The sequence below is a fragment of the Neisseria meningitidis genome (assembly GCF_022869645.1).
In the GTDB taxonomy this organism is placed as follows: domain Bacteria; phylum Pseudomonadota; class Gammaproteobacteria; order Burkholderiales; family Neisseriaceae; genus Neisseria; species Neisseria meningitidis.
The window spans coordinates 228,297-249,239 of sequence record NZ_CP064367.1; the positions used below are offsets into that span (position 1 = coordinate 228,297).

19 protein-coding genes and 4 pseudogenes are annotated in these 20,943 nt (G+C 55.5%); 9 read left to right on the forward strand and 14 right to left on the reverse strand.

Annotated elements, in window-relative coordinates; genetic code table 11:
• Positions 1–37: 37 nt before the first annotated feature.
• The 3 genes and pseudogenes from IUJ45_RS01085 to hscA form a co-directional block, all read right to left on the reverse strand.
• A pseudogene (locus IUJ45_RS01085) lies at positions 38–800 on the reverse strand (DUF2314 domain-containing protein).
• A 35-nt stretch (positions 801–835) separates the two neighbouring features.
• Positions 836–1,492, reverse strand: a complete 657-nt coding sequence (locus IUJ45_RS01090) for a GIY-YIG nuclease family protein (RefSeq protein WP_002236974.1) — start codon at positions 1,490–1,492, stop codon at positions 836–838.
• Between the two features lie 81 nt (positions 1,493–1,573).
• Positions 1,574–3,436 (reverse strand): Fe-S protein assembly chaperone HscA, encoded by a 1,863-nt coding sequence (gene hscA / locus IUJ45_RS01095; protein ID WP_002234879.1) that lies wholly within the window; start codon positions 3,434–3,436, stop codon positions 1,574–1,576.
• Positions 3,437–3,606: 170 nt separating this feature from the next.
• Between hscA and hpnD the strand changes: the two genes are divergently transcribed.
• The 7 genes and pseudogenes from hpnD to IUJ45_RS01130 all read left to right on the forward strand — a co-directional run.
• Positions 3,607–4,479 carry a presqualene diphosphate synthase HpnD gene (gene hpnD, locus IUJ45_RS01100; protein ID WP_002223786.1) on the forward strand — a complete coding sequence of 291 codons (873 nt, stop codon included), beginning with the start codon at positions 3,607–3,609 and terminating at the stop codon, positions 4,477–4,479.
• A 78-nt stretch (positions 4,480–4,557) separates the two neighbouring features.
• Entirely contained in the window at positions 4,558–5,871 is a 1,314-nt protein-coding gene (hpnE, locus tag IUJ45_RS01105; RefSeq protein WP_002246191.1) for a hydroxysqualene dehydroxylase HpnE, read from the forward strand.
• Positions 5,872–5,953: 82 nt separating this feature from the next.
• A complete protein-coding gene (locus IUJ45_RS01110; RefSeq protein WP_002213577.1) occupies positions 5,954–6,673 on the forward strand; it encodes an SDR family oxidoreductase in 720 nt (239 codons plus the stop codon).
• 164 nt (positions 6,674–6,837) lie between these two features.
• Positions 6,838–7,509: a CsgG/HfaB family protein gene (locus IUJ45_RS01115; protein ID WP_002213578.1), complete on the forward strand. Its 672-nt coding sequence runs from the start codon at positions 6,838–6,840 to the stop codon at positions 7,507–7,509.
• 9 nt (positions 7,510–7,518) lie between these two features.
• Complete coding sequence (locus IUJ45_RS01120; RefSeq protein ID WP_002219297.1) at positions 7,519–7,887, forward strand: DUF4810 domain-containing protein; 369 nt, start codon at positions 7,519–7,521, stop codon at positions 7,885–7,887.
• Complete coding sequence (locus tag IUJ45_RS01125) at positions 7,884–8,531, forward strand: DUF799 domain-containing protein (RefSeq protein WP_002246190.1); 648 nt, start codon at positions 7,884–7,886, stop codon at positions 8,529–8,531. The genes IUJ45_RS01120 and IUJ45_RS01125 overlap by 4 nt, the downstream gene beginning before the upstream one ends.
• A 287-nt stretch (positions 8,532–8,818) precedes the next feature.
• Positions 8,819–10,000, forward strand: a pseudogene (locus tag IUJ45_RS01130) (SbmA/BacA-like family transporter); the annotation flags it as partial.
• Between the two features lie 169 nt (positions 10,001–10,169).
• On the opposite strand, the gene IUJ45_RS01135 reads toward IUJ45_RS01130, so the two are convergent.
• Genes IUJ45_RS01135 through IUJ45_RS01145 form a run of 3 tightly spaced genes read right to left on the reverse strand, consistent with a single transcriptional unit; the run spans position 10,170 to position 11,256 of the window.
• The gene (locus IUJ45_RS01135) at positions 10,170–10,379 is read right to left on the reverse strand and encodes a hypothetical protein (RefSeq protein ID WP_002213582.1); all 210 of its coding nucleotides are present in this window, start codon (positions 10,377–10,379) and stop codon (positions 10,170–10,172) included.
• Positions 10,376–10,672: a hypothetical protein gene (locus tag IUJ45_RS01140; protein WP_002213583.1), complete on the reverse strand. Its 297-nt coding sequence runs from the start codon at positions 10,670–10,672 to the stop codon at positions 10,376–10,378. The genes IUJ45_RS01135 and IUJ45_RS01140 overlap by 4 nt, the downstream gene beginning before the upstream one ends.
• Positions 10,651–11,256, reverse strand: coding sequence for a hypothetical protein (locus IUJ45_RS01145; protein WP_002242615.1), 606 nt, complete (start codon positions 11,254–11,256; stop codon positions 10,651–10,653). Before IUJ45_RS01145 ends, IUJ45_RS01140 begins: the two co-directional genes overlap by 22 nt.
• A 79-nt stretch (positions 11,257–11,335) precedes the next feature.
• On the opposite strand from IUJ45_RS01145, the gene IUJ45_RS01150 reads away from it, so the two are divergent.
• Both IUJ45_RS01150 and IUJ45_RS01155 read left to right on the forward strand, forming a co-directional pair.
• Positions 11,336–11,623 (forward strand): BrnT family toxin, encoded by a 288-nt coding sequence (locus tag IUJ45_RS01150; RefSeq protein WP_002213585.1) that lies wholly within the window; start codon positions 11,336–11,338, stop codon positions 11,621–11,623.
• Positions 11,595–11,897 (forward strand): BrnA antitoxin family protein, encoded by a 303-nt coding sequence (locus IUJ45_RS01155; RefSeq protein WP_002213586.1) that lies wholly within the window; start codon positions 11,595–11,597, stop codon positions 11,895–11,897. Before IUJ45_RS01150 ends, IUJ45_RS01155 begins: the two co-directional genes overlap by 29 nt.
• An 801-nt stretch (positions 11,898–12,698) precedes the next feature.
• On the opposite strand, the gene IUJ45_RS01160 is transcribed toward IUJ45_RS01155, so the two are convergent.
• The 8 genes and pseudogenes from IUJ45_RS01160 to IUJ45_RS01195 all read right to left on the reverse strand — a co-directional run bounded on the left by IUJ45_RS01160 (position 12,699) and on the right by IUJ45_RS01195 (position 20,840).
• Positions 12,699–12,938 carry a hypothetical protein gene (locus IUJ45_RS01160; protein WP_232012976.1) on the reverse strand — a complete coding sequence of 80 codons (240 nt, stop codon included), beginning with the start codon at positions 12,936–12,938 and terminating at the stop codon, positions 12,699–12,701.
• A gap of 25 nt (positions 12,939–12,963) precedes the next feature.
• The gene (locus tag IUJ45_RS01165; RefSeq protein ID WP_002246188.1) at positions 12,964–14,937 is read right to left on the reverse strand and encodes a pyocin knob domain-containing protein; all 1,974 of its coding nucleotides are present in this window, start codon (positions 14,935–14,937) and stop codon (positions 12,964–12,966) included.
• Positions 14,938–14,947: 10 nt separating this feature from the next.
• Complete coding sequence (locus IUJ45_RS01170) at positions 14,948–15,508, reverse strand: YmfQ family protein (protein WP_002213590.1); 561 nt, start codon at positions 15,506–15,508, stop codon at positions 14,948–14,950.
• Positions 15,505–16,022, reverse strand: a pseudogene (locus tag IUJ45_RS01175) (baseplate J/gp47 family protein); the annotation flags it as partial. The gene IUJ45_RS01170 and the pseudogene IUJ45_RS01175, both read right to left, overlap by 4 nt.
• Positions 16,006–16,206: pseudogene (locus IUJ45_RS01180) on the reverse strand (phage baseplate assembly protein domain-containing protein); the annotation flags it as partial. The pseudogenes IUJ45_RS01175 and IUJ45_RS01180, both read right to left, overlap by 17 nt.
• Positions 16,203–17,348 (reverse strand): phage baseplate assembly protein, encoded by a 1,146-nt coding sequence (locus IUJ45_RS01185; RefSeq protein WP_002213593.1) that lies wholly within the window; start codon positions 17,346–17,348, stop codon positions 16,203–16,205. The gene IUJ45_RS01185 and the pseudogene IUJ45_RS01180, both read right to left, overlap by 4 nt.
• Complete coding sequence (locus IUJ45_RS01190; protein ID WP_002217232.1) at positions 17,338–18,669, reverse strand: DNA circularization protein; 1,332 nt, start codon at positions 18,667–18,669, stop codon at positions 17,338–17,340. The genes IUJ45_RS01185 and IUJ45_RS01190 overlap by 11 nt, the downstream gene beginning before the upstream one ends.
• Positions 18,669–20,840 (reverse strand): phage tail tape measure protein, encoded by a 2,172-nt coding sequence (locus IUJ45_RS01195; RefSeq protein ID WP_002229449.1) that lies wholly within the window; start codon positions 20,838–20,840, stop codon positions 18,669–18,671. Before IUJ45_RS01195 ends, IUJ45_RS01190 begins: the two co-directional genes overlap by 1 nt.
• Positions 20,841–20,943: the final 103 nt, after the last annotated feature.

Consider the following 20,943-nt stretch of genomic DNA (forward strand, 5'->3'; position numbering starts at 1 on the left):
AAAAAGTGTTTGTGTTCGTTTTCGGAAAACTGTCTGCCTAATGTCGCGGTTCGAGCAGGTCGGCAACATTTTGCCAGCCCGTCAGGCAGGCAAAATCGAGGGCGGTATAGCCTTCCGATGTCGTTGAGGCAGGATTTGCGCCGTATTCAAGCATGGCTTGAACCATAAGTGCATTTCCTGCGATGGCTTCATGATGAAGCGGCGTATAGCCGTCTTCGTCCTGTTCCCGCAGATAATCCGAGTTTTGGGACAACTGTTGCCGAAAATCGTCAATACAGTTCCGGCACATCGGATGCTCTTCCAGATTTTCGGGATGTTCTTTTTTCTTCATACACCAGCAATATCTGCCCGGGATCGCCGAAATCGATTCCCCATGCGGCATCGTGTTCGGTGCGCTCCTCTTCCGTCATCTGCCCGCGCATTGCCTGTACGGTAAAGCCGCCGTAGGGAATGCCGTTGCACACGAACATCCAGTCGCTGATGTCGTCAACCGGAACGCAAATGCTTTCGCCTTGTTCGACATTAGTCAGTTCGCCGGGTTTATTGTTCAGCACACCGTAAATGTAAAGACCGTCAAAATAAATATCGTCGATCCACATATGTTCGCAAATTTCGCCGTCTTCGCCGTCTTGGAAAAAAGGGGCTTTGACCATGGCAAAATCTAAGGCGGGAATGATGCGGCGGCGTTCCCAAAAAAGCTCGCGCCAAAAGTATTTGAATGTTTTACGGGCGCGTTCGCCGGCACGGTTTACCGGTTCGTCTGCCTGTTCTACATAATAAATGACGGAATCGCCCATCATACTGCTCCTCAACGTGTACGGTATCTGTTTGCACCTTACCGTGGTTTTCTGCCTTCGGCATCCGATTCGGATTTGAAAAGTTCCAAATATTCGGAATAGGCTTTTTCCAAATCCGCCCGCGAAAAACAGGTGTAAATATGGATGCCGTCTGCAATTTCGTCGGTCAGCCTCGTACCGCTTTTGCGTAAATATGCTTCTTTAAAAAGGCGGATTTTCGATTTTTTCGGCTTGTAGGATGCCGCGCCCGCCAAAAGCCGGGGCAGCGCGTAAGGGTATTCCCGGTGTCCGCGCCGTACCAAATCAAGCAGTTGTTTGCGACCGGATCCGGCATTCCCTTCCTGCCTGCGTTCGTGGACGCTTTTTTCAAATTCCGATTCCGCCGTTTCGTTTTTCGGGAACACGATTTCGCCGCGAAGCGATAAAAACAAACGTTTTACAAGATTCTCGTCCACGGCGAACAATTCGGTATCGCCTATCCTGCTTTTACTAAAAATTTCATGGAGCAGGTTTTCTTTTTCTTTGTAATTGTCGGTTTTGACGGCGAGGATGCGTTCCAACCCGGCAACGTTCGCATAACCGTTGTTTTCCAAATGGCGCATTCTGCCTTCAAAATTGCTTACATCCGAAATGCCGATTTTATACACGCCCTTGATGACGGTTTTCATCAGATAGACAATGCCTGACTTTTCCATTGTTGTTTTTTATTTTATTTCTGTGAGATGATATTTTTTCAGACGACCTCTTTATCCAATGCCGTCTGAAACCATTTGCCGTCAAATATTATCAACGCTTTGACCAGTCAACGCGCGTTGGATATTGCGGTTCATGCGTTTGGCGGCGAAGTTGTCGGTGCTGCGGCTGAGTTTGGCGACGGCGGAGCGGATGTCTTCGGCTTTTCCGTCTTTCAGACGGCCTTGCAAATCGGCGATGCCTTGCCGGATCTGTTGCAATTCTTTGGCATCCAGTAAATCGCTGTCCAACTCGAGGGCGGCGTTGACGGCATCGGTCAGGCTTTCGGCTTCGACTACGGCTTCGGCGCGGGCGCGTGCCGCCATATCTTCGGCGGCGTTGTCCATACTGTCTTTAAGCATTCGGGTAATCGCGCCGTCGTCCAAGCCGTAGGAAGGTTTGACTTCGATTTGCGCCTGTACGCCGGTGCTTTGTTCTTGGGCGGAAACGGACAGCAGCCCGTCCGCATCGATTTGGAAGGTTACGCGGATACGCGCCGCACCCGCCGCCATCGGTGGAATGCCGCGCAGGGTGAATTTGGCAAGGCTGCGGCAGTCAGAAACGAGCTCGCGCTCGCCTTGCACGACGTGTATCGTCATCGCGGTTTGACCGTCTTTGAAGGTGGTAAAGTCCTGCGCGCGCGCGGTGGGGATGGTGGAATTGCGCGGGATGATTTTTTCCGCCAAGCCGCCGTAGGTTTCCAAACCGAGCGACAAAGGTGTAACGTCCAGCAGCAGCCATTCGCCGTCGGTTTTGTTGCCTGCGAGGACGTTTGCCTGTATGGCGGCGCCGAGCGCGACGACTTCGTCGGGATTGAGGTTGTTCAGCGGGGTTTGTCCGAAGAAGGTGGCGACTGCCTGTTGGACGTGCAGCATACGGGTCGAACCGCCGACCATAATCACGCCTTTGACTTCGTTTTTACCGACACCGGCATCTTTCAACGCCTGTGTGACCGGTTCGAGCGTTTTCATCACCAAATGCTGCGTCAGGTTGTGGAACTCGGCGCGACTGATGCTTGTGTCGATTGCCATGCCGTCTGAAAGCGTCGCCTGAATGCGCGCTTCGGTTTGCGTGGTTAATTGTTCTTTGGCGGCGCGGACGAGCGAGAGCAGGAGTTGGCTGTCTTGTTCGTTGAGTTGGGAGAGTCCGTTTTGTTCGAGCAGGCGGCAGAACAGGCGGTGGTCGAAATCGTCGCCGCCCAACGCGCTGTTGCCGCCGGTGGCTTTGACTTCAAACAGTCCTTTGGTCAGTTGCAATACGGATACGTCGAATGTGCCGCCCCCTAAGTCGTACACGACAAACGTGCCTTCCGAGGCGTTGTCCAGCCCGTAGGCGATTGCGGCAGCGGTGGGTTCGTTGAGCAGGCGCAATACGTTCAAACCCGCCAGACGCGCGGCATCTTTGGTGGCTTGGCGTTGGGCATCATCGAAATAGGCAGGGACGGTAATCACCACGCCGACCAAATCGCCGCCCAAGGTTTCTTCGGCGCGCGATTTAAGGGTTTTGAGGATTTCCGCCGACACTTCGACAGGCGTTTTCACCCCCTGCCGCGTATGCAGTTCGATAACGCGTTGATTGTCGCCGAAACGGTAAGGCAGGTAATGCGTATTTTGATGCAGATCGGCAAGCGTCCGCCCGATAAGGCGTTTGGCGGAGCTAACGGTGTTCAGCGGGTCGGTTTTTTGGGCGGACAGGGCGGTTTTGCCGACTTCAATGCCGCCGTTTTCCAGATAGCGGACGACGGAAGGCAGGGTAACGCGCCCTTCGGCATCGGGCAGGCAGGCGGCACTGCCGCTGCGGACGGTGGCAACCAAGCTGTTGGTCGTACCCAAATCGATGCCTGCCGCCAAACGGTGTCGGTGCGGGGCGGCGGACATACCCGGTTCTGAAATCTGCAAAAGAGCCATAAATTCTGCCTGTCGGTGCGGTGTGTAAAGGAAGGAAGTCGGCATTTTAACAGAATTTGCGCCGATAGTTGAGCAAACCGCTAAGGATTGGGCCGTGCCGCCGAAATTGCCCTCTACCGCCAAATGCCGATAAAATCCGTCTTTCTCGCCCATCATTAGGAATATAAATCGTGAAAGGACTCGACTATTGCCGTCAAAAAGCAGAAGAAAGCCGCTCCAGTTTTTTATCGGGCTTCCGTTTCCTGACTCAGAAAAAACGGGATGCGGTAACGGTTTTATATGCTTTTTGCCGCGAATTGGACGATGTGGTTGACGAATGTTCCAACCCCGATGTTGCACAGGCAACATTGAACTGGTGGCGCGGCGATTTGGACAAGGTGTTCGGTGGCGAGATGCCGGAACACCCCGTCAATCAGGCCTTGCAGCAGGTTAAGGAAACCTTCAAGCTGCCGAAATATGAACTGGAAGCCTTAATCGACGGGATGCAGATGGATTTGGTTCAAGCCCGTTACGGCAGTTTTGAAGAATTGAAACTGTATTGCCACCGCGTCGCAGGCGTAGTCGGCTGCCTGATTGCGCGGATTTTGGGGTTTTCAGACAGCAAAACACTGGAATACGCCGACAAAATGGGACTTGCGCTGCAACTAACCAACATCATCCGCGATGTCGGCGAAGACGCCCGTAATGGGCGGATTTACCTGCCGATGGAGGAAATGCGGCGGTTTGATGTCCCCGCAAGTGTGATTTTGCAGTGCCGGCCGACAGAAAATTTCACCGAATTGATGGCATTCCAAATAAAGCGTGCGCGTGAAACCTACCGTGAAGCCGTATCGCTGCTGCCTGATGCCGACAAAAAAGCCCAAAAAGTCGGACTGGTTATGGCGGCGGTTTATTACGCGCTTTTAAACGAAATCGACCGAGACGGCGCGCAAAACGTCCTCAAATACAAAATCGCCCTCCCTTCGCCGCGCAAAAAACGCATTGCCCTGAAAACCTGGTTATTCGGATTCAAACCGCGCCCCGGCACGCCGGAACGGGCATAAGGCGCATACCGCCCGCCCTTCAGGAAAACCCAACCCCCGCCGCCCCGAAAAACGGGGTTTCAACCATTGGAGGAATAAATGATGAACACGCCGCATCCGCGCCCGAAAATCGCCGTCATCGGCGCAGGCTGGGCAGGACTGTCCGCCACCGTCACCTTGGCGCGGCACGCCGACGTTACCCTGTTTGAAGCCGGCCGGCAGGCGGGCGGCAGGGCGCGCGCACTGGCCGGAAATACCGACGGTTTCGGTTTTTTGGACAACGGGCAGCACATTTTGCTCGGCGCATACCGGGGCGTGTTGCGCCTGATGAAAACCATCGGTTCAGACCCCCGTGCCGCCTTTTTGCGCGTACCGCTGCACTGGCATATGCACGGCGGTTTGCAGTTCCGCACCCTCCCCCTGCCCGCGCCGCTGCATATTTTGGGCGGCGTGCTGCTTGCCCGGCGCGTACCGTCCGCATTCAAAGCCAAACTGCTTGCCGATATGTCCGATTTGCAGAAGTCCGCACGCCTCGGACAGCCCGACACGACAGTTGCACAATGGCTGAAACAGCGGAACGTGCCGCGTGCCGCCGTGATGCAGTTTTGGCAGCCGCTGGTGTGGGGTGCGCTCAACACGCCTTTGGAAACCGCAAGCCTGCGCGTGTTGTGCAACGTTTTGTCCGACGGCGTGCTGACGAAAAAATCCGGCAGCGACTATCTCCTACCCAAGCAGGATTTGGGCGCAATCGTCGCCGAACCCGCCTTGGCGGAGCTTCAACGGCTCGGCGCGGACATCCGCCTCGAAACGCGCGTATGCCGTCTGAACACCCTCCCGGACGGGAAAGTGCTCGTCAACGGCGAAGCTTTCGATGCCGCCGTCCCCGCCACCGCGCCCTACCACGCCGCCGCGCTCCTGCCCGAAGGCACGCCCGAACACGTTCAGACGGCATATCAAAACCTTCGCTACCACGCCATCACCACCGTCTATCTGCGCTACGCCGAACCCGTCCGCCTGCCCGCCCCGCTGACCGGCCTTGCCGACGGCACGGTGCAATGGCTGCTTTGCCGGGGCAGGCTCGGACTGCCTGAAAACGAAGTGTCCGCCGTCATCAGCGTTTCCGACCGCGTCGGCGCGTTTGCAAACCGGGCGTGGGCGGACAAAGTTCACGCCGACCTCAAACGCATCCTTCCGCATTTGGGCGAACCCGAAGCCGTGCGCGTCATCACCGAAAAACGCGCCACAACCGCAGCCGATGCCCCGCCGCCGGATTTGTCGTGGTTGCACCGGCACCGCATCTTCCCCGCCGGCGACTACCTCCACCCAGACTACCCCGCCACGCTCGAAGCCGCCGTACAATCAGGTTTCGCGTCGGCGGAAGCCTGCCTGCAAAGCCTGAGCGATGCCGTCTGAAAACGCCGGCCGGTATCGGGACGCTTTACAAGGTGCGGCAAAACGCTAAAATACCTTAACCGACCACCAAAAAGGAAAAAGTATGGCGACACTGTCCGACAAAACCATCTTAGTAACCGGCGCATCGCAAGGTCTGGGCGAACAGGTCGCCAAAGCCTATGCGGCGGCAGGCGCAACCGTGATTTTGGTTGCCCGTCATCAGAAAAAACTGGAAAAAGTGTATGACGCGATTGTCGAAGCCGGATACCCCGAACCATTCGCCATCTGCTTTGACCTTATTAGCGCGGAAGAAAAAGAATTTGAACATTTCGCCGCCACCATTGCCGAAGCCACGCAAGGCAAACTGGACGGCATCGTCCACTGCGCCGGCTATTTTTACGCGCTCTCGCCGCTGGATTTCCAAACCGTCGCCGAATGGGTCAACCAATACCGCATCAACACCGTCGCCCCGATGGGGCTGACCCGCGCCCTCCTTCCCCTGCTGAAACAGTCGCCGGACGCATCCGTTATCTTCGTCGGCGAAAGCCACGGGGAAACCCCCAAAGCCTACTGGGGCGGCTTCGGCGCGTCCAAAGCCGCGTTGAACTACCTGTGCAAAGTCGCCGCCGACGAATGGGAACGCTTCGGCAACCTGCGCGCCAACGTCCTCGTCCCCGGACCCATCAATTCCCCGCAACGCATCAAATCCCATCCGGGCGAAGCCAAAAGCGAACGCAAAAGCTACGGGGACGTGCTGCCCGCATTTGTCTGGTGGGCAAGTGCCGAAAGCAAAGGGCGGAGCGGCGAAATCGTTTACCTCTAAATCCGGAAAAGGCAGGCATCCCGCCCGCGCCGCGATTCCGTTTGAAAAATATCCGTACCTTCCGTGCGCATCCGTCCCGCACAGACAAACACCTTGACTTAAATTTACATAAGGACAATAATGACAACCCGTTATTTCCTTAACTTGACCTTAGGGTAAATTTTATGAAAACCGTTTCCACCGCCGTTGTCCTTGCCGCCGCTGCCGTTTCACTGACCGGCTGTGCGACCGAATCCTCACGCAGTCTCGAGGTAGCAAAAGTCGCCTCCTACAATACGCAATATCACGGTGTTCGTACCCCGATTTCCGTCGGAACATTCGACAACCGCTCCAGCTTCCAAAAAGGCATTTTCTCCGACGGGGAAGACCGTTTGGGCAGCCAGGCAAAAACCATTCTAGTAACGCACCTGCAACAGACCAACCGCTTCAACGTACTGAACCGCACCAATTTGAACGCATTAAAACAGGAATCCGGCATTTCCGGCAAAGCGCATAACCTGAAAGGCGCAGATTATGTCGTTACCGGCGATGTAACCGAATTCGGACGCAGAGATGTCGGCGATCATCAGCTCTTCGGCATTTTGGGTCGCGGCAAATCGCAAATCGCCTATGCAAAAGTGGCTCTGAATATCGTCAACGTCAATACTTCCGAAATCGTCTATTCCGCACAGGGCGCGGGCGAATACGCACTTTCCAACCGTGAAATCATCGGTTTCGGCGGCACTTCCGGCTACGATGCGACTTTGAACGGCAAAGTTTTAGACTTGGCAATCCGCGAAGCCGTCAACAGCCTGGTTCAGGCTGTTGACAACGGCGCATGGCAACCCAACCGTTAAGGAGAAATGATGAATCCGAAAACCTTGAGCCGTTTGTCGCTGTGTGCGGCGGTCTTGGCTCTGACCGCCTGCGGCGGCAACGGGCAAAAATCCCTGTATTATTACGGCGGCTATCCCGATACCGTCTATGAAGGTTTGAAAAACGACGACACTTCGTTGGGCAAGCAGACCGAAAAGATGGAAAAATACTTTGTGGAAGCCGGCAACAAAAAAATGAATGCCGCCCCGGGTGCGCACGCCCATCTGGGACTGCTGCTTTCCCGTTCGGGAGACAAAGAGGGCGCGTTCCGCCAGTTTGAAGAAGAGAAAAGGCTGTTTCCCGAATCGGGCGTATTTATGGACTTCCTGATGAAAACCGGTAAAGGAGGCAAGCGATGAAACCTTTGATTTTAGGGCTTGCCGCCGTGTTGGCGCTGTCTGCCTGCCAAGTTCAAAAAGCGCCCGATTTCGACTACACGTCATTCAAGGAAAGCAAACCGGCTTCAATTTTGGTGGTTCCGCCGCTGAACGAATCGCCCGATGTCAACGGAACATGGTGTGTACTGGCTTCGACCGCCGCGCCGCTTTCCGAAGCCGGCTATTACGTCTTCCCCGCCGCAGTCGTGGAGGAAACCTTCAAACAAAACGGCTTGACCAATGCCGCCGATATTCACGCCGTCCGGCCGGAAAAACTGCATCAGATTTTCGGCAATGATGCGGTTTTGTACATTACGGTTACCGAATACGGCACTTCATATCAAATTTTAGACAGCGTGACGACCGTATCCGCCAAAGCACGGCTGGTCGATTCCCGCAACGGAAAAGAGTTGTGGTCGGGTTCGGCCAGCATCCGCGAAGGCAGCAACAACAGCAACAGCGGCCTGTTGGGGGCTTTGGTCAGCGCAGTGGTCAATCAGATTGCCAACAGCCTGACCGACCGCGGTTATCAGGTTTCCAAAACCGCCGCATACAACCTGCTGTCGCCCTATTCTCACAACGGCATCTTGAAAGGTCCGAGATTCGTCGAAGAGCAGCCCAAATAAGCATATGCCGTCTGAACCTCTCCGAGCTTCAGACGGCATATGCGAATCTTGATACTTGCAAGCCGCACCGCCCAAAATCGGGCGGCCGGTTTCAATATCCGAACAAGGTTCGGGTTCTGTATTTTGCAGAACCCGAACCTTTTATTCAAATTTAAACTTAATTCCGGCGTGGTTGTATGGTAAATTAACACGCAATATGCCCTGACCTGCAAAACTTCCCCAAACTTCATCAAAAAATCAACTGTACCCGTCTTTTCAGACGGCATTGATACCGTAAGAGATTTCCCATGCAAAAATGGCAAACCGAGCTTTATTCCACACCGCTTTGGCTTTTACAGACTCTCTTGATAGTTTCTGCCGCTTCAGCGGTGATTCTGTTTTTGACACGGAAAACGCGCTTCGGGCGGGAGTTTGCCTATATCCTGCGCCTTTGTCTGACACCGAAAAGCGCGGTCAAAGTATTGCTGCTGATTACGGCAATGGTTACGCTGCTGTTAACCGAAGTACGGCTGAATGTGTTGAGTACCTTTATGTCCAAAGGGCTTTACGACTCGATGCAGGATTTGAATGCTTCGGCATTTTGGATGTTTGCCGCAATGAACGCGGGCGTGGTGCTGATACGGGCGTTTAACAACGTCGTCAACGACTTCCTCGATCAAGGCTTGGCGATTAAATGGTCGGAGCGGCTCAACGAAGTGCTGACAGCACGCTGGCTTGCCGACAAAAACTACTACCGCCTGCAAATGCGCCGCCACGCGCCAGACAACATCGACCAGCGTATCCAACAGGACGCGCAGGAATTTATCGCTTCGACCATCGAATTTGTGCGCGGCATGGTCAATTCGGTCGTTACTTCTCTGGAATTTGCCGTTGTTTTGCGGGGCTTGGCTGGCATCCTGACCGTGTTCGGCTTCGACATTCCGCACGGCATCGTTTGGTTTGTCTATATATTTGTGATTTTGGCGACCTTTATCGCCATGTGGATAGGCAACCCTTTGATTCGTTACAATTATGAAAACGAAAAACTCAACGGCGACTACCGTTATTCCCTCATCCGCGTGCGCGACCACGCCGAAAGCGTGGCGTTTTACAACGGCGAAAAACATGAATACGACCAGCTTTCCGACCGCTTTAAAGCCATTATCCGCAACCGTTGGCGCATTGCGCGGCAAAGCGTCTGCTTAAGCGGCTTTAACGGTATGTTCACCAACGGCATCAAACTCTTCCCGATTATTTTGCAAGCTCCGCGCCTGTTTGCCGGACAAATCAAAATCGGCGACATCCAGCAAACCGTCCAAGCCTTCGCGCGACTGCAAAACGCGCTTTCTTTCTTTCGAATGTTCTACAACAAATTCACCGCCTACCGCGCCCGATTGGAGCGTCTGTACGGCTTTTTGCTGAGTACCGAAGAACAACACAGCGCGCGACAACCCGAGATTAGCGAAGTTTCAGACGGCATTGCACTGGAATGTAAGGCGGCGGCAGCTTTTGCACGAATTGGCGGCAGCTTTTGCACCGCCGAAGCGTAGGAAATTGTATTAGCTTTTGCACAAATTTATCCCCGTTTAATGGTCTGTTAAACGGGGATTATCTTATGCCTTTAAAAGTAGTACGCTACTTGCGGTCAGAACTTATAAATCAGGTGGTCGTCGTAGCTTGAATTGCTGTTGATGTGCTGCTCACAGTCAAGGTTTGGCTGCCTGCAAAACGCTCCCATCCGGTCAGGCGCAGTTCTGCCACGAGGTCAAGATAAGCAGGCAGTTCGCTGCGGGTGCCGGAGAAGAAGACAAATGGCGGCCGCACCATTGCCATCAGGCGCAGAAACTCTACCATGCCGAAGTAGTTCATCGCGTCCCCTTTTCCCCGGCGGCGCGGCTTTGGTTGAACCGCGCGTCGTGCTGCCTGCCTTTCAGTTCGCTGATATACGCCTGCCGACAGTGTTGGCGGTCGAAAAACACGCCGTTAATCAGGGTATATAAAATCTTCCAGCGGGTTTTGGGCTTTTGGGCGAGCCGCGCGCCGCGATAGGTGCGGCTTGAGAGGGTTTCGTCCGCCGCGCCGCCGGTTAGGGCGTTGAACAGTTGGTCGATGGCTACCAACAGGTGGTAAACGTATTTTTTCAGCCGATGTTTAGCGTCCATTCTTCGATTTCCTTTTCCAGCGCGTCCAATCCGGGCGCGGTTTCGATGGTGTTCAATTTGTCTTCGAGCTGCTGACGCTTTCCGATAATCGCGCCGGCGGCAACAGCCAGGCGGGCGGATTTTTCGATAACTTTTTCAATCAAAACGTCCAATTCCACGCCCCTTGTGGCGGCGATTTGCGCCAGCATCGGGGTCGGGGCGTTGTTGTCCGCCTGCCGCGCGAGGGCTTCTTTTTCCTGCCTGTAAAAGCTGTCGATTTCCACTTGGGGATAGCCCGCCAAGAGGCTGTTTTTGAGTTCGTCCGCCTTTGCCGCGAGGCGGAATGCCGTGGCGGTTTTTTGTTCGGCGAAACGGGCGGCGGCAGCGGCTTCGCCGATTTCCCATTTCTTGCCGTCCCATTCGTGGTATTCAGACGGGCGCGGCGGGGTTAAAACGGGGCGACCGTCGGAATCTGCGGCAATCTGCCCTCCCTGCGCCTGTCCTGCCAAAAGGGCGGCGTATTCTTCGGCGCGGACGGCAACCGCGCCTTCGGGGATGCCGCCCAATGTGTCGTCGTAAAAGCCGTTTTTGAAATAGATGGTCATTTCGGGGTTTCCTTTTTTGTATTTACATTTTGGTTTTTTGCCGCTTATAATGTAACGACAAAATACGCTGCAAGCTGCAATGAAGATTGAATTTGACTCCGAAAAAAATCAACGCAATATCGAAGAGCGGAATTTGCCCTTTGAATCAGTCGGGCAAATACGCTGGACAACGGCCGTTATTGTGCCCGATGTCCGCTTTGATTACCCCGAACCGCGTTATGTTGCCGCTGCTTATCTAGGCGATACGCAACGCCTGCACATTGTCTGTTTTACGCCGATAAAAGACGGCATCCGTGTCATCAGTTTTCGCAAAGCGAATAAAAGAGAGGTTAAAAAATATGCAACGTCAATCCTTAACAAACGCTGACGGCGAAGTGCGGGAACTTGCCGCCGAAGATTTTGCGCTTGCCCGCCCCATTGCCGAAGCCCTGCCCGAAGACTTGGCACAGGTGCTTTTTTCCCATCAAAAACAATTGGAAGAAAAGGGCGTAATGCAAAAACGAAACACAGGCAAAACCCCGAAACAACTCGTTACCATACGCCTGTCCGCCGATGTGGTCGAAAAATTCCGCGCCGGCGGCAAGGGCTGGCAGACGCGCATCAACGAGGTTTTGCGCCAATATGTCGCCCAATTGAAATAACGGGGGCGGCCGCTGCTTATCGGGCGCGCCCGACTATCCTTTCCCGCGCGGTTTCGGCCGTGCGGTTTTTTGTTGCCGGTGCCGTCCGAAGGGGGCAGCGGCTTTTTGCGCGGTCATTCCCGCCTTTCGTTATTCCCGCCACTTTCCGTCATTCCCGCGAAGGCGGGAATCCCGAAACCCCTGCCGCCGTCATTCCCGCGAAAGCGGGAATCCAGTCCGTTCGGTTTCAGCCGTTTCCGATAGATTCCTGCCGCGTTTGGGGTCTGGATTCCCGCTTTCGCGGGAATGACGGCGGCGGGGGTTTCTGTTTTTTCCGATAAATTCCTGCCGCGTTTGAGGTCTGGATTCCCGCCTGCGCGGGAATGACGGCGGCGGGGGTTTCTGTTTTTTCCGATAAATTCCTGCCGCGTTTGGGGTCTGGATTCCCGCCTGCGCGGGAATGACGGCGGCGGGGGTTTCTGTTTTTTCCGATAGATTCCTGTTGCGTCGGGGTCTGGATTCCCGCTTTCGCGGGAATGACGGCGGCGGGGGTTTCTGTTTTTTCCGATAGATTCCTGCCGCGTTTGGGGTCTAGATTCCCGCTTTCGCGGGAATGACGGTGGCGGGGGTTTCTGTTTTTTCCGATAGATTCCTGCCGCGTTTAGGGGCTGGATTCCCGCTTTCGCGGGAATGACGAAAGCGGCGGGAATGACGAAGAGTGGCAGGATTGGCGGGGCATAGGTTTCGGGGGATTGGCGGCGCGGCCGGTTTCGGTCGGATTGCTTGGATCGGCGGGCTGAAGCCCATCTCTACAACTCGTCTCTACAACCCATCTCTACAACCCATCTCTACAGCTATCTCTACAGCTATCTCTACAGCTATCTCTACAGCTATCTCTACAGCTATCTCTACAGCTATCTCTACAGCTATCTCTACAGCTATCTCTACAGCTATCTCTACAGCTATCTCTACAGCTATCTCTACAGCCATCTCTACAGCCATCTCTACAGCCATCTCTACAGCCATCTCTACAGCCATCTCTACAGCCATCTCTACAACCATCTCTACAACCCATCTCTACAGCCCGCTAGTCTTGCAGTGCCTCGAGCAAGCCGTCTCGGCGGCGGCGGTTTCGGGGTCCGGTTGATGTTCTTCCACTCTCTCTTTGCGGTTCTTCGTTGGTTTCAGGTATTTCGGGGCCTATCGGGGAGCTGGCGGCGTTTCCCGAGGCGGCTTTGCCGATGGCCATCCAGTCGCAACTACCTTCGTACCAGTTGGTAATAATGGCGGCGGCGTGGTTTTTTGCGCGGATAAACAGCCAGTTGTGTTGCCTTCGATCGCCGGTAACGCGTCCCGAATGGCGTTCGGATACGAAGCATTTGACGTTGCCGTCGGCAAAGGCGACGGGGAAGACGACTTCGTTTTCGATGGGGCCGCCGCTTCTTGTAAACCTGTAACTGCCGGTCTGTATCATTGTGCCGTCGGGGAATCTGACAATATCCACGCCGCCGATGGTTTGGCGTGTGAATTGCGCGGCAACGGCGGTGCTGATTTTTTCGTCCAGCCCTTGGATTTGGGCGGCGGTGTGGGTGTGGTCGCGGTCGGCTTTGTCTTGGAGGTTTTGCGCCAGCGTGCCCGCGTCCAGCGCGCCTGCGTTGATGGTTTCGCCGTGGGACTTTATCCAGAACACGGCTTCGCCCAAGGTGTCGGCGGCTTTGATGCACAGTTTTAAAACCAGGGCTTTGGGGCGGTTTTCGTCGCCGCCCGTTGCCATTTTGCTGTCCGGGCGCGGGGTTAAAAAGCCGTTGTCGCTTAAATTTTCGTCCGTCCAAGTCGATACGAGCGAGCTTCTCTGCCTTTCGTTGTGGTCTTCGTAACCGAGGGCTGCCGCGTGCGGGTGGTTTACCCAGTGTGAAAATACTTTGTGGACGTGCCGTTTGATTTCGTCTTCCTGCTTCGTTCCGACTGCCAAGCTGTTGCCTGCGTTGCGGATAAAGCGGTCTTCCGCCTGCGGGACGTTTTGGATGCTGCCGTATTTTCCGGTCAGCAGGCGGTACAGCTCGGGATAAGCGGTTTTGGTTACGCGCGTGCGGATGTCGTCAAACGCCAGCCAGCCGGTCGGGATTTGGTCGGACGGAAACCACGCGGTGATGCCGATGTCGGTACGGCTTAAATCGGGCAGGCGGTTGCTGTTGCCCAGGGCGCGGTAGAGGTCGGGGAAGGTGTTTTGTGCAAAGGTCGTGCCGTTGGCTTTGAGATAGCCTGCGGGGTTTTGTACGGCTTTGGGAAAGGATACGATCGCGCCGACGGGGATGCCGTCCGAATTGAGTTTTTTCCATGCGGACCAGTTGTCGTTTGCGCTGCTTACCTGGTGGCGTTCGTACACGTCGGACGTGTAGGCGGGATAACCCAACTGCCTGCACCAGCCGGGTTGCGTTCCGGCGATGACTTGGATATGGCAGGCGGTGTTTTCAACGGGCAGGTTGGAGCTGCCGACCGCCGTCGGCAGGGAATAGACGCCGTCTGTTTTGAGGGTGTTCAAATCGCCCCGGAAGGTTTCTACTTTGAAGTTGCCGATGCCGTATCCGGACAGTGTGTTCGGTTTGCCTTCGATGTCTTCGTTAAAACGCGGTTTGTTGGCTTGGTGGAAGATGTCGTGGTTGTTGTAGGAAATGCGGTTGTTTGCGCCGTGCAGGCGCAGGGTGTCGTCGCCGAAGACGATGTGGGCGTTGTCGGCATCCGCGCCGATGTAGGCTTTGTGGCCGCCGTTCCAGTTCGTCTGGTTGGCGGATAAATGGATGCCGCTTTGGAATTGGGTTGCGGCGGTAAAGGTTTTTTGGCCGGTGATGGTTTGGTCGCCGGTGATAACTACAGCCAGCCTATTTAGTGCTGCCAGTAATTGATTAGGCTGCGACTTATCCGGCCGGATACCGGCCGCATTCAGCACGGTCAGCAGCTCGGATTGCACTTGGTTGAGCCACCACGCGGGCAGGATGGTGCCAAATTCGGACACGCCGTCGCCGTCGTGGAAGGTCTTGTCGGGGGTTTCGATGGGGTGCATGGTTTAGTCCTTATCGGTAGGTAAATCGGATAGCGGTGTGGGCGGGCTTGAGGCGGTTGAACAGGCTCTCGATCACGGCATCGCTGTAATCGGTCAGCCTGTCGCCCGCCGCCGAGATACCGGCGCGGAATCGGGTAATGCGGTTGTTGCCGCCGCGCACGTTAACGTGCCACACCCACATGATTTCCTGCGGCGCAAGACGGTCGCCGGCGCGGTTTACACCGGCGCGGAACGGCTGCGGTTCGTCGATTTGGATTTGATAGCCCGCCGCCTCGGCCAAACGCACAAAATAAGGAATACTCAAGCCGCCTGTTTCGTTTAGCTTGGCCATGACGGCCAACACACGGCGCTGGCGGTTTTTGCCCGTACCGTCCAAACCTAATACGCGCTCCCAATCGGCCAGCATTTGGCCGGCGCTGCGTGGGTCGACGGCATCGGCAACGCTTTGAGCCGATTCCGCCACCGCATCCAGCGCTGCGCCGTCTATTTCTGCCTGCGCTCGCACACGCGGGGCATTGCGGGCATACGACACGGGGGGCAACAGGCCCCGCAAGATGTCTTGATAGCTCATGACGGCATCTCCGTTACATTAATCGCACCCGCTTTAAACCACTCGATGCGGTTAACCGTATCGGCGGCACGGTTGGCCGTCGGCGCAGTCAGACGGCGGTCGATCACACCATCCACATTGCTGATAGCAGCCTCGATTTGCGACACAGTCAGGCCGTCGCCGGGATCAGGGTGTCGAAATATTCTTTTAGGGCCGTCCGTATGCGGCGCTTGGCCTCGTCCAAGTCGATACCGTCGAGCTTGACTTGCACGGTAACAGGCACCGCCGTTACGGTTGGCTTGAGTACCAGCGCATTTTTTGCCGTTACCGGGCGCATCTCGTCGATATAAGCCTGTACGCGGCGCACAGTTTCTTCCGACGGCACACCGTCGGCGGAGGTAATGGCAATATCCACCGTACCCAAGCCGCGGCGCAGCGGATAAACATATGCGCTGGTTACGCCGTCAACACTCAACGCCCAGTTTTTATAGTCGTAACGGTTGCCGCCTGCGGGCGGTCGGCGGATGGCTGGCAAAGCCGTATTCCTGCAAATGTTCAAGGTCTTGCAGGGTTTCGTCGGCCAAGCCGCTCAACTGCACGCGCTGTATCGGCTCGGACGACACCACCAGCGTGATTTTTCCCCGAAAGGCCGCGCGCAGGGTTTCGCCGATATTTTTAGCAGTTTGTGCCGTTTTTTTCGCCAATTTACTCAAACTCATTCAAACACCGCCGTTTCTGCTTGTTTTTTGCCGCCTTTTTTGCCCTTATGGCTCACGCCTTTGCGTTTGCCTTTGCGCTTGCGCGCCGCCTCGGCCTTTTTGGGGTAAGCGTCGGGTGTCCAAATACCGTCCTCTTTGAGCCGCAGCTCGGTTTGCGTGCCATCCATGCGGGATAGCATAAACCGCCGCCCCATCAGAAAAAACACCGCATCGATACCGTGCTCGTCGTCGATCACATGCACACGCTGGCCAGGTTGCCACAATACGCCGTCGCGGGTTTTATGGCCGCCCACGGTTATCGTGAGTGTCAATCCCTCCAGCCGCCAGTCGGCCAGCTGCTTTTTAGCCTGCTTTTGCAATGCGGCCAAATTGTCGGCATCGGACACCACCACCGTTTTAGGGCGGTGCAGCGTCATCGTCGGGTCTTTGTACACCCACTTTAAATCGTGTTTGGCGCTGTCGCCGCTGCGGCCGTGCGATTGCGCCAAAAAAGTAACCTCGGAAAAGCGGTTGTCGGTATCCCACTCAATGTCCATGCGCTCGATATTGCGGCGGCTGTCGGTGCGGCTCCAACACAATGTCGCCACCGGCGGGCTGCTGTAATCCGCACCGCCCACCACCAACGTGCCGTCCGGCTCCAGCCACGGATGCAGCCCGACCGAGTTGGCAATATGGGTTAATGCCTGCCATACGGTTTCGCCCGGCTCGATGTCGATTTTGTCCAAAGCGGGGTTGTTTTCGGCCTTAAGCACCACCGCTTTAATCTGCGGCCACGGCGCGGCCAGCTTTTTGGCTGCATCCAATACCGTCATGCCCTTTACATTGAGCTGCGGCGCGGAGCAATCCACCAAAAAACCGGCCAAATCACGCCCGCTCAAGCTCAACTCGCGGCCGCCCTTGCTTTTGCCGTGGCGCTGGCTGCCGATGATGCCCGTCATCACGATTTGCCCGTCTATCACTACCTCGCAGCTCTCTCCGCTTAAATCGGGTATGGCCGCCTCCGGCCCCAACCTGCCGATGACAAAATCGAAGCTGTCGGCAGGGATTAAAAAGTCGCTGTCGATGTCGTAGCGCTCCCAGTGGCGGTGCTCTTTACCGCCCACGCGCACCGACACGGCATAGCCGTATGAATTATTTTGCATAGCTGTTGACCAAAGTGCCGCGCTTGATAAACGCGGGGTGGTGGATATGGGGATTGAGCCGCACCAGCTCTGCTGCGCGGGCTATATCGCCGTAAAACTCGTGGGCGATTTGGTGTATCGTACCGTCGATTGGGGCTTGGCGCACAATCAGCGGCGGCTTTTGGTTGATGACCGCCGCAACCAACGCATTCAGACGGCCTGCCGCCGCGCGCAGGGATTCTGCCGTTTGGTAAGCCTCGGTATACACGGCGTTGGCCGTCAGCCCACCAGACTCGGCAGCAGCCGTCTGCACCGCCCGTAAGGCGGCAATCTCGGCCTGCATACGGCGGCGCATGGCGCGGTTAACCTCAATCAAATCGGGCGCGGTCATCTCTTCGCCATGCGCCTCGATTAATGCCGTTGCCACCGACAACAGCGATGACGTGGATAACAGGCGCACCGCCTGCGCTACCGGCTGCACCTGTTTGGCGGTTAAACGGTTCAGGCGGTTTTGCAGGCCGTCTGAAAAGCGGCCGGTCAGCAAATTATCAGGGATAGCGGCGGCACGGTCGGCAACAGCCGCAGCCCCGTCAAACCGCTGTCGCGGCGACCAACCGGCATGGTGCATGGCATTATCGGCCAAACCCGCCTCACGGCGTATGCCAGTATCTACCATGACCGATATATCCGCAAACAGCTTGGCCGAGCCGTTTTTAAACGCCGCTGCGCTGTATCCGCCCCGATCGGGAAAGGCAATTTTGTCCAAATCAAACAAACGGCGCACCGCACCAAACGTACCCGATGCCGCACTCCAAATGCCCAGCGCGCTGCCCCATAAAGCCGATACGCCCGCATCCACCGCCAACACCGCATCAACAAAGCCGATAGCCGCCTCGCGGTAGGTGTCGATATCAGCAATCAACGCCTCAAGCTCGACCAAAAAGGCGTTTTCAAAAACAAAGATTTCCTGCGCTTCGGCCGCCTCGCGGAAAGTAATATCGATGCCCGCATAATCCACATAATCGGCCTCATGTCGGTAACTCCATGATGCCGCAATCATGTTGTGCATCCGCCCCCAAACAGGGTGCACCAGCACGCCGCCGCCCGGCTGCTCCAGCGCATCCAGCAGCTTTTTCAGACGGCCTGCATAGCCCTTGCCCCAAAACACCGCATTAATCTGCACCTGCCGCCCGGTCATGCCCATGTCTTCAAGGTCGATACCCTGCACAAACGGCCGCGCATGCTCGGCCAATGCCTTGCCGTTGCTCTCGTCCACCACCTCAATATCAAAGCCGACGCCCTTGTAAGATGCGTCCTGCAATAAGGTATGCCATCCGCTCATTATTGACCCGCTCCACGGCCGAACATGGCCACTTGATACCGCGATACCTCATTCGCGATAACACGTCCGTCGATATTCAGGCTCACATTGGTATTGATGGTCTGACTTGCCGACGCCATCGCACTTTGCACTTGTGCCAAACCTGTTGTAACTGCAGCCGTATCCTGCGCCAATGCTGCCTGATACGCCGCCGTCTGCTGCTGAATGGCTGCCTGATACGCCGCCGTCTGAGTTGAAAACAACGGAGACAACATCTTATCGGTAGGCTGCGCTGACGGAGCAGCCAAATACTGAGGGACACCACCCCGCGCCTGTTCCCGCTTCGGCGCAGGTTCAAATCGGATACCGTTGTTTTTCAGACGATTAATCATTTCAGGAGTTGTCTTGGTACCACGCAAACCCTTTGGCAATGTGCCGTCACCCAAAGACTCGGAATACAGCAACATACCTAACAAACCCGCCCGTTTAACTAACGCTGGATTATTCATGAGCCCGCTACCGGCAGATTTTCCCCATGACAGCAACTTACCGCCTGCCGCTGTGGCACCTGCTGCCACGCCGCCTGCGGAAGCCTTACCCCATACCAACGCTTTACTACCTACATCTTTCAGAAAGCCTGCACCTTTACCGCCACCGGCGGTTAATAACATTGCGGCAGACGCCGCTGTTGCCGCCGTCGTCAATGCTTGCAGGGCTAGAGTGGCATTAGGGTATTCCGCTGCCAGCTTTTTAAACGAGGTTTCCATATCCACCAATGTTCCCGTCAGACTTTCCCGCAACATTGCCAGCGATTCCTGTTGCTCTTGTTGCGCCGCTGCCGACAACATTCGCGCCTCGTTGTTCTTAGCAATTTTTCCGTTATCCAACGTTACGCCAGCCAACGAAGCCATATATTCACGGATTTGCGTCATATCCGTTGCAGCCAGCAAACCTTGTTTTGCCTGCAAATCAGGCAGCAGTTGCGCCAAAAGCGCGCCCTTAAGCATATTTGCCTGCTCCGCCGCCGTCTTATCGCCTGCAGCCGCGCGTTTCTTATAATCTTGGTATTGCTTATCCTTTACTAGCATGGCATCGGCAAGACGGGACAACACCTGCACTGCGTTTTCGCCGTTTTGCTTGCCTTGCACAACCGAGCCTATCCAATCGACACCTTTCTTCGGGTCATTTGGATTTGCCATCTTCTTCAGACGACCTATCGTGTAAGGCGACAGAGTTTTACTCAAAAGATTTTGCACATTAGTCGCCGCTTCGGCAGGACTGCCCGATTTATTCGCCGCAGATTGTAAGAGTGAGAGCAGGTAGTCCAAACCGCCGACACCATTCATCCCTGCCTGTTGCGCGGCAGGGAGCAGGCTCGGCAGCTCCCGAACCATATCCCGCACCTCGAAAGTGCCGTCTAAACCCGATTGCAAGACGTGCTCAAGCCCGAGTTGCAGGTCTTTACCGCTCATGCCGCCATCTTTCAGGGTTTTAATCAGTTTTGCCGTATCCTCGCCACTGCCTTCTGAGGCAAGTGCAAAAGCATATGCCGCCTGCGCTTCATTCTTGGTTTGGGCAAAATTCAGACTGGTGGTCATCATGCCGCTGATTAAATCCAAAGCCTTATCGTGGGTCCCGCCATTTTTCTCGACAAGTTCAAGTGCCAAATCCTTGATCTGTTGCGCACCTTCAGTTGCAATCCACGCTGCCGATTTACTGTTATCCTCAATAAATGCCTGTCTGGACACGCGGTTGATGTTCTCATCAAGCTGCTTTCTGTTGTCCATAGCAGGCTTAAGCACCGTATACGCTGCCGCGCCACCAGCCACCGCAGCTGCACCGAATCTTCCGATTTTTCCCATCTTGTCCGCAAATCCCGTGCCCTGTTTCAGTTCCGCGTTCAGCTCGCGAATTCGGTTACGCGTAGCGACCGCCGCCCGTGCCAAATCATTTTGTGATGCCTTGCCGCTGCGCGCCAAACGGTTAAACGCAGCCTGTGTCAGCATGATTTCGCGTTGAATCTGTTTTTCTGAGCGGATGCCGGTCAACGCATAAGTATGGCTTTGCCGTTCAAGTTGCGCCCGCGATTTCGCGGTACGATCTAATTGTCGTTGAGTATCAGCCAGTAGCCGTCTCGCTCCGTCATCTCGGGCGGTTAACACCAACGACAGTTTCATGTTCCCGTTTGCCATAAAAAGCAGCCTTTAAACGTATTAACTCAAGGTCAATTATCGTTTAAAGGCTGTTTAAGGGAGGCGGTATGGGCTTCAACCCCGTTTTCGTGCTTTATTTGTT

Excerpts from the sequence above, each read along its gene's own strand:
- IUJ45_RS01090 (WP_002236974.1), bottom strand. The coding sequence starts at position 1,492 with ATGGAAAAGTCAGGCATTGTCTATCTGATGAAAACCGTCATCAAGGGC.
- hscA (WP_002234879.1), bottom strand. The coding sequence starts at position 3,436 with ATGGCTCTTTTGCAGATTTCAGAACCGGGTATGTCCGCCGCCCCGCAC.
- hpnE (WP_002246191.1), top strand. The coding sequence starts at position 4,558 with ATGATGAACACGCCGCATCCGCGCCCGAAAATCGCCGTCATCGGCGCA.
- IUJ45_RS01110 (WP_002213577.1), top strand. The coding sequence starts at position 5,954 with ATGGCGACACTGTCCGACAAAACCATCTTAGTAACCGGCGCATCGCAA.
- IUJ45_RS01115 (WP_002213578.1), top strand. The coding sequence starts at position 6,838 with ATGAAAACCGTTTCCACCGCCGTTGTCCTTGCCGCCGCTGCCGTTTCA.
- IUJ45_RS01120 (WP_002219297.1), top strand. The coding sequence starts at position 7,519 with ATGAATCCGAAAACCTTGAGCCGTTTGTCGCTGTGTGCGGCGGTCTTG.
- IUJ45_RS01125 (WP_002246190.1), top strand. The coding sequence starts at position 7,884 with ATGAAACCTTTGATTTTAGGGCTTGCCGCCGTGTTGGCGCTGTCTGCC.
- IUJ45_RS01135 (WP_002213582.1), bottom strand. The coding sequence starts at position 10,379 with ATGAACTACTTCGGCATGGTAGAGTTTCTGCGCCTGATGGCAATGGTG.
- IUJ45_RS01140 (WP_002213583.1), bottom strand. The coding sequence starts at position 10,672 with ATGGACGCTAAACATCGGCTGAAAAAATACGTTTACCACCTGTTGGTA.
- IUJ45_RS01145 (WP_002242615.1), bottom strand. The coding sequence starts at position 11,256 with ATGACCATCTATTTCAAAAACGGCTTTTACGACGACACATTGGGCGGC.
- IUJ45_RS01150 (WP_002213585.1), top strand. The coding sequence starts at position 11,336 with ATGAAGATTGAATTTGACTCCGAAAAAAATCAACGCAATATCGAAGAG.
- IUJ45_RS01155 (WP_002213586.1), top strand. The coding sequence starts at position 11,595 with ATGCAACGTCAATCCTTAACAAACGCTGACGGCGAAGTGCGGGAACTT.
- IUJ45_RS01160 (WP_232012976.1), bottom strand. The coding sequence starts at position 12,938 with ATGGTTGTAGAGATGGCTGTAGAGATGGCTGTAGAGATGGCTGTAGAG.
- IUJ45_RS01165 (WP_002246188.1), bottom strand. The coding sequence starts at position 14,937 with ATGCACCCCATCGAAACCCCCGACAAGACCTTCCACGACGGCGACGGC.
- IUJ45_RS01170 (WP_002213590.1), bottom strand. The coding sequence starts at position 15,508 with ATGAGCTATCAAGACATCTTGCGGGGCCTGTTGCCCCCCGTGTCGTAT.
- IUJ45_RS01185 (WP_002213593.1), bottom strand. The coding sequence starts at position 17,348 with ATGCAAAATAATTCATACGGCTATGCCGTGTCGGTGCGCGTGGGCGGT.
- IUJ45_RS01190 (WP_002217232.1), bottom strand. The coding sequence starts at position 18,669 with ATGAGCGGATGGCATACCTTATTGCAGGACGCATCTTACAAGGGCGTC.
- IUJ45_RS01195 (WP_002229449.1), bottom strand. The coding sequence starts at position 20,840 with ATGGCAAACGGGAACATGAAACTGTCGTTGGTGTTAACCGCCCGAGAT.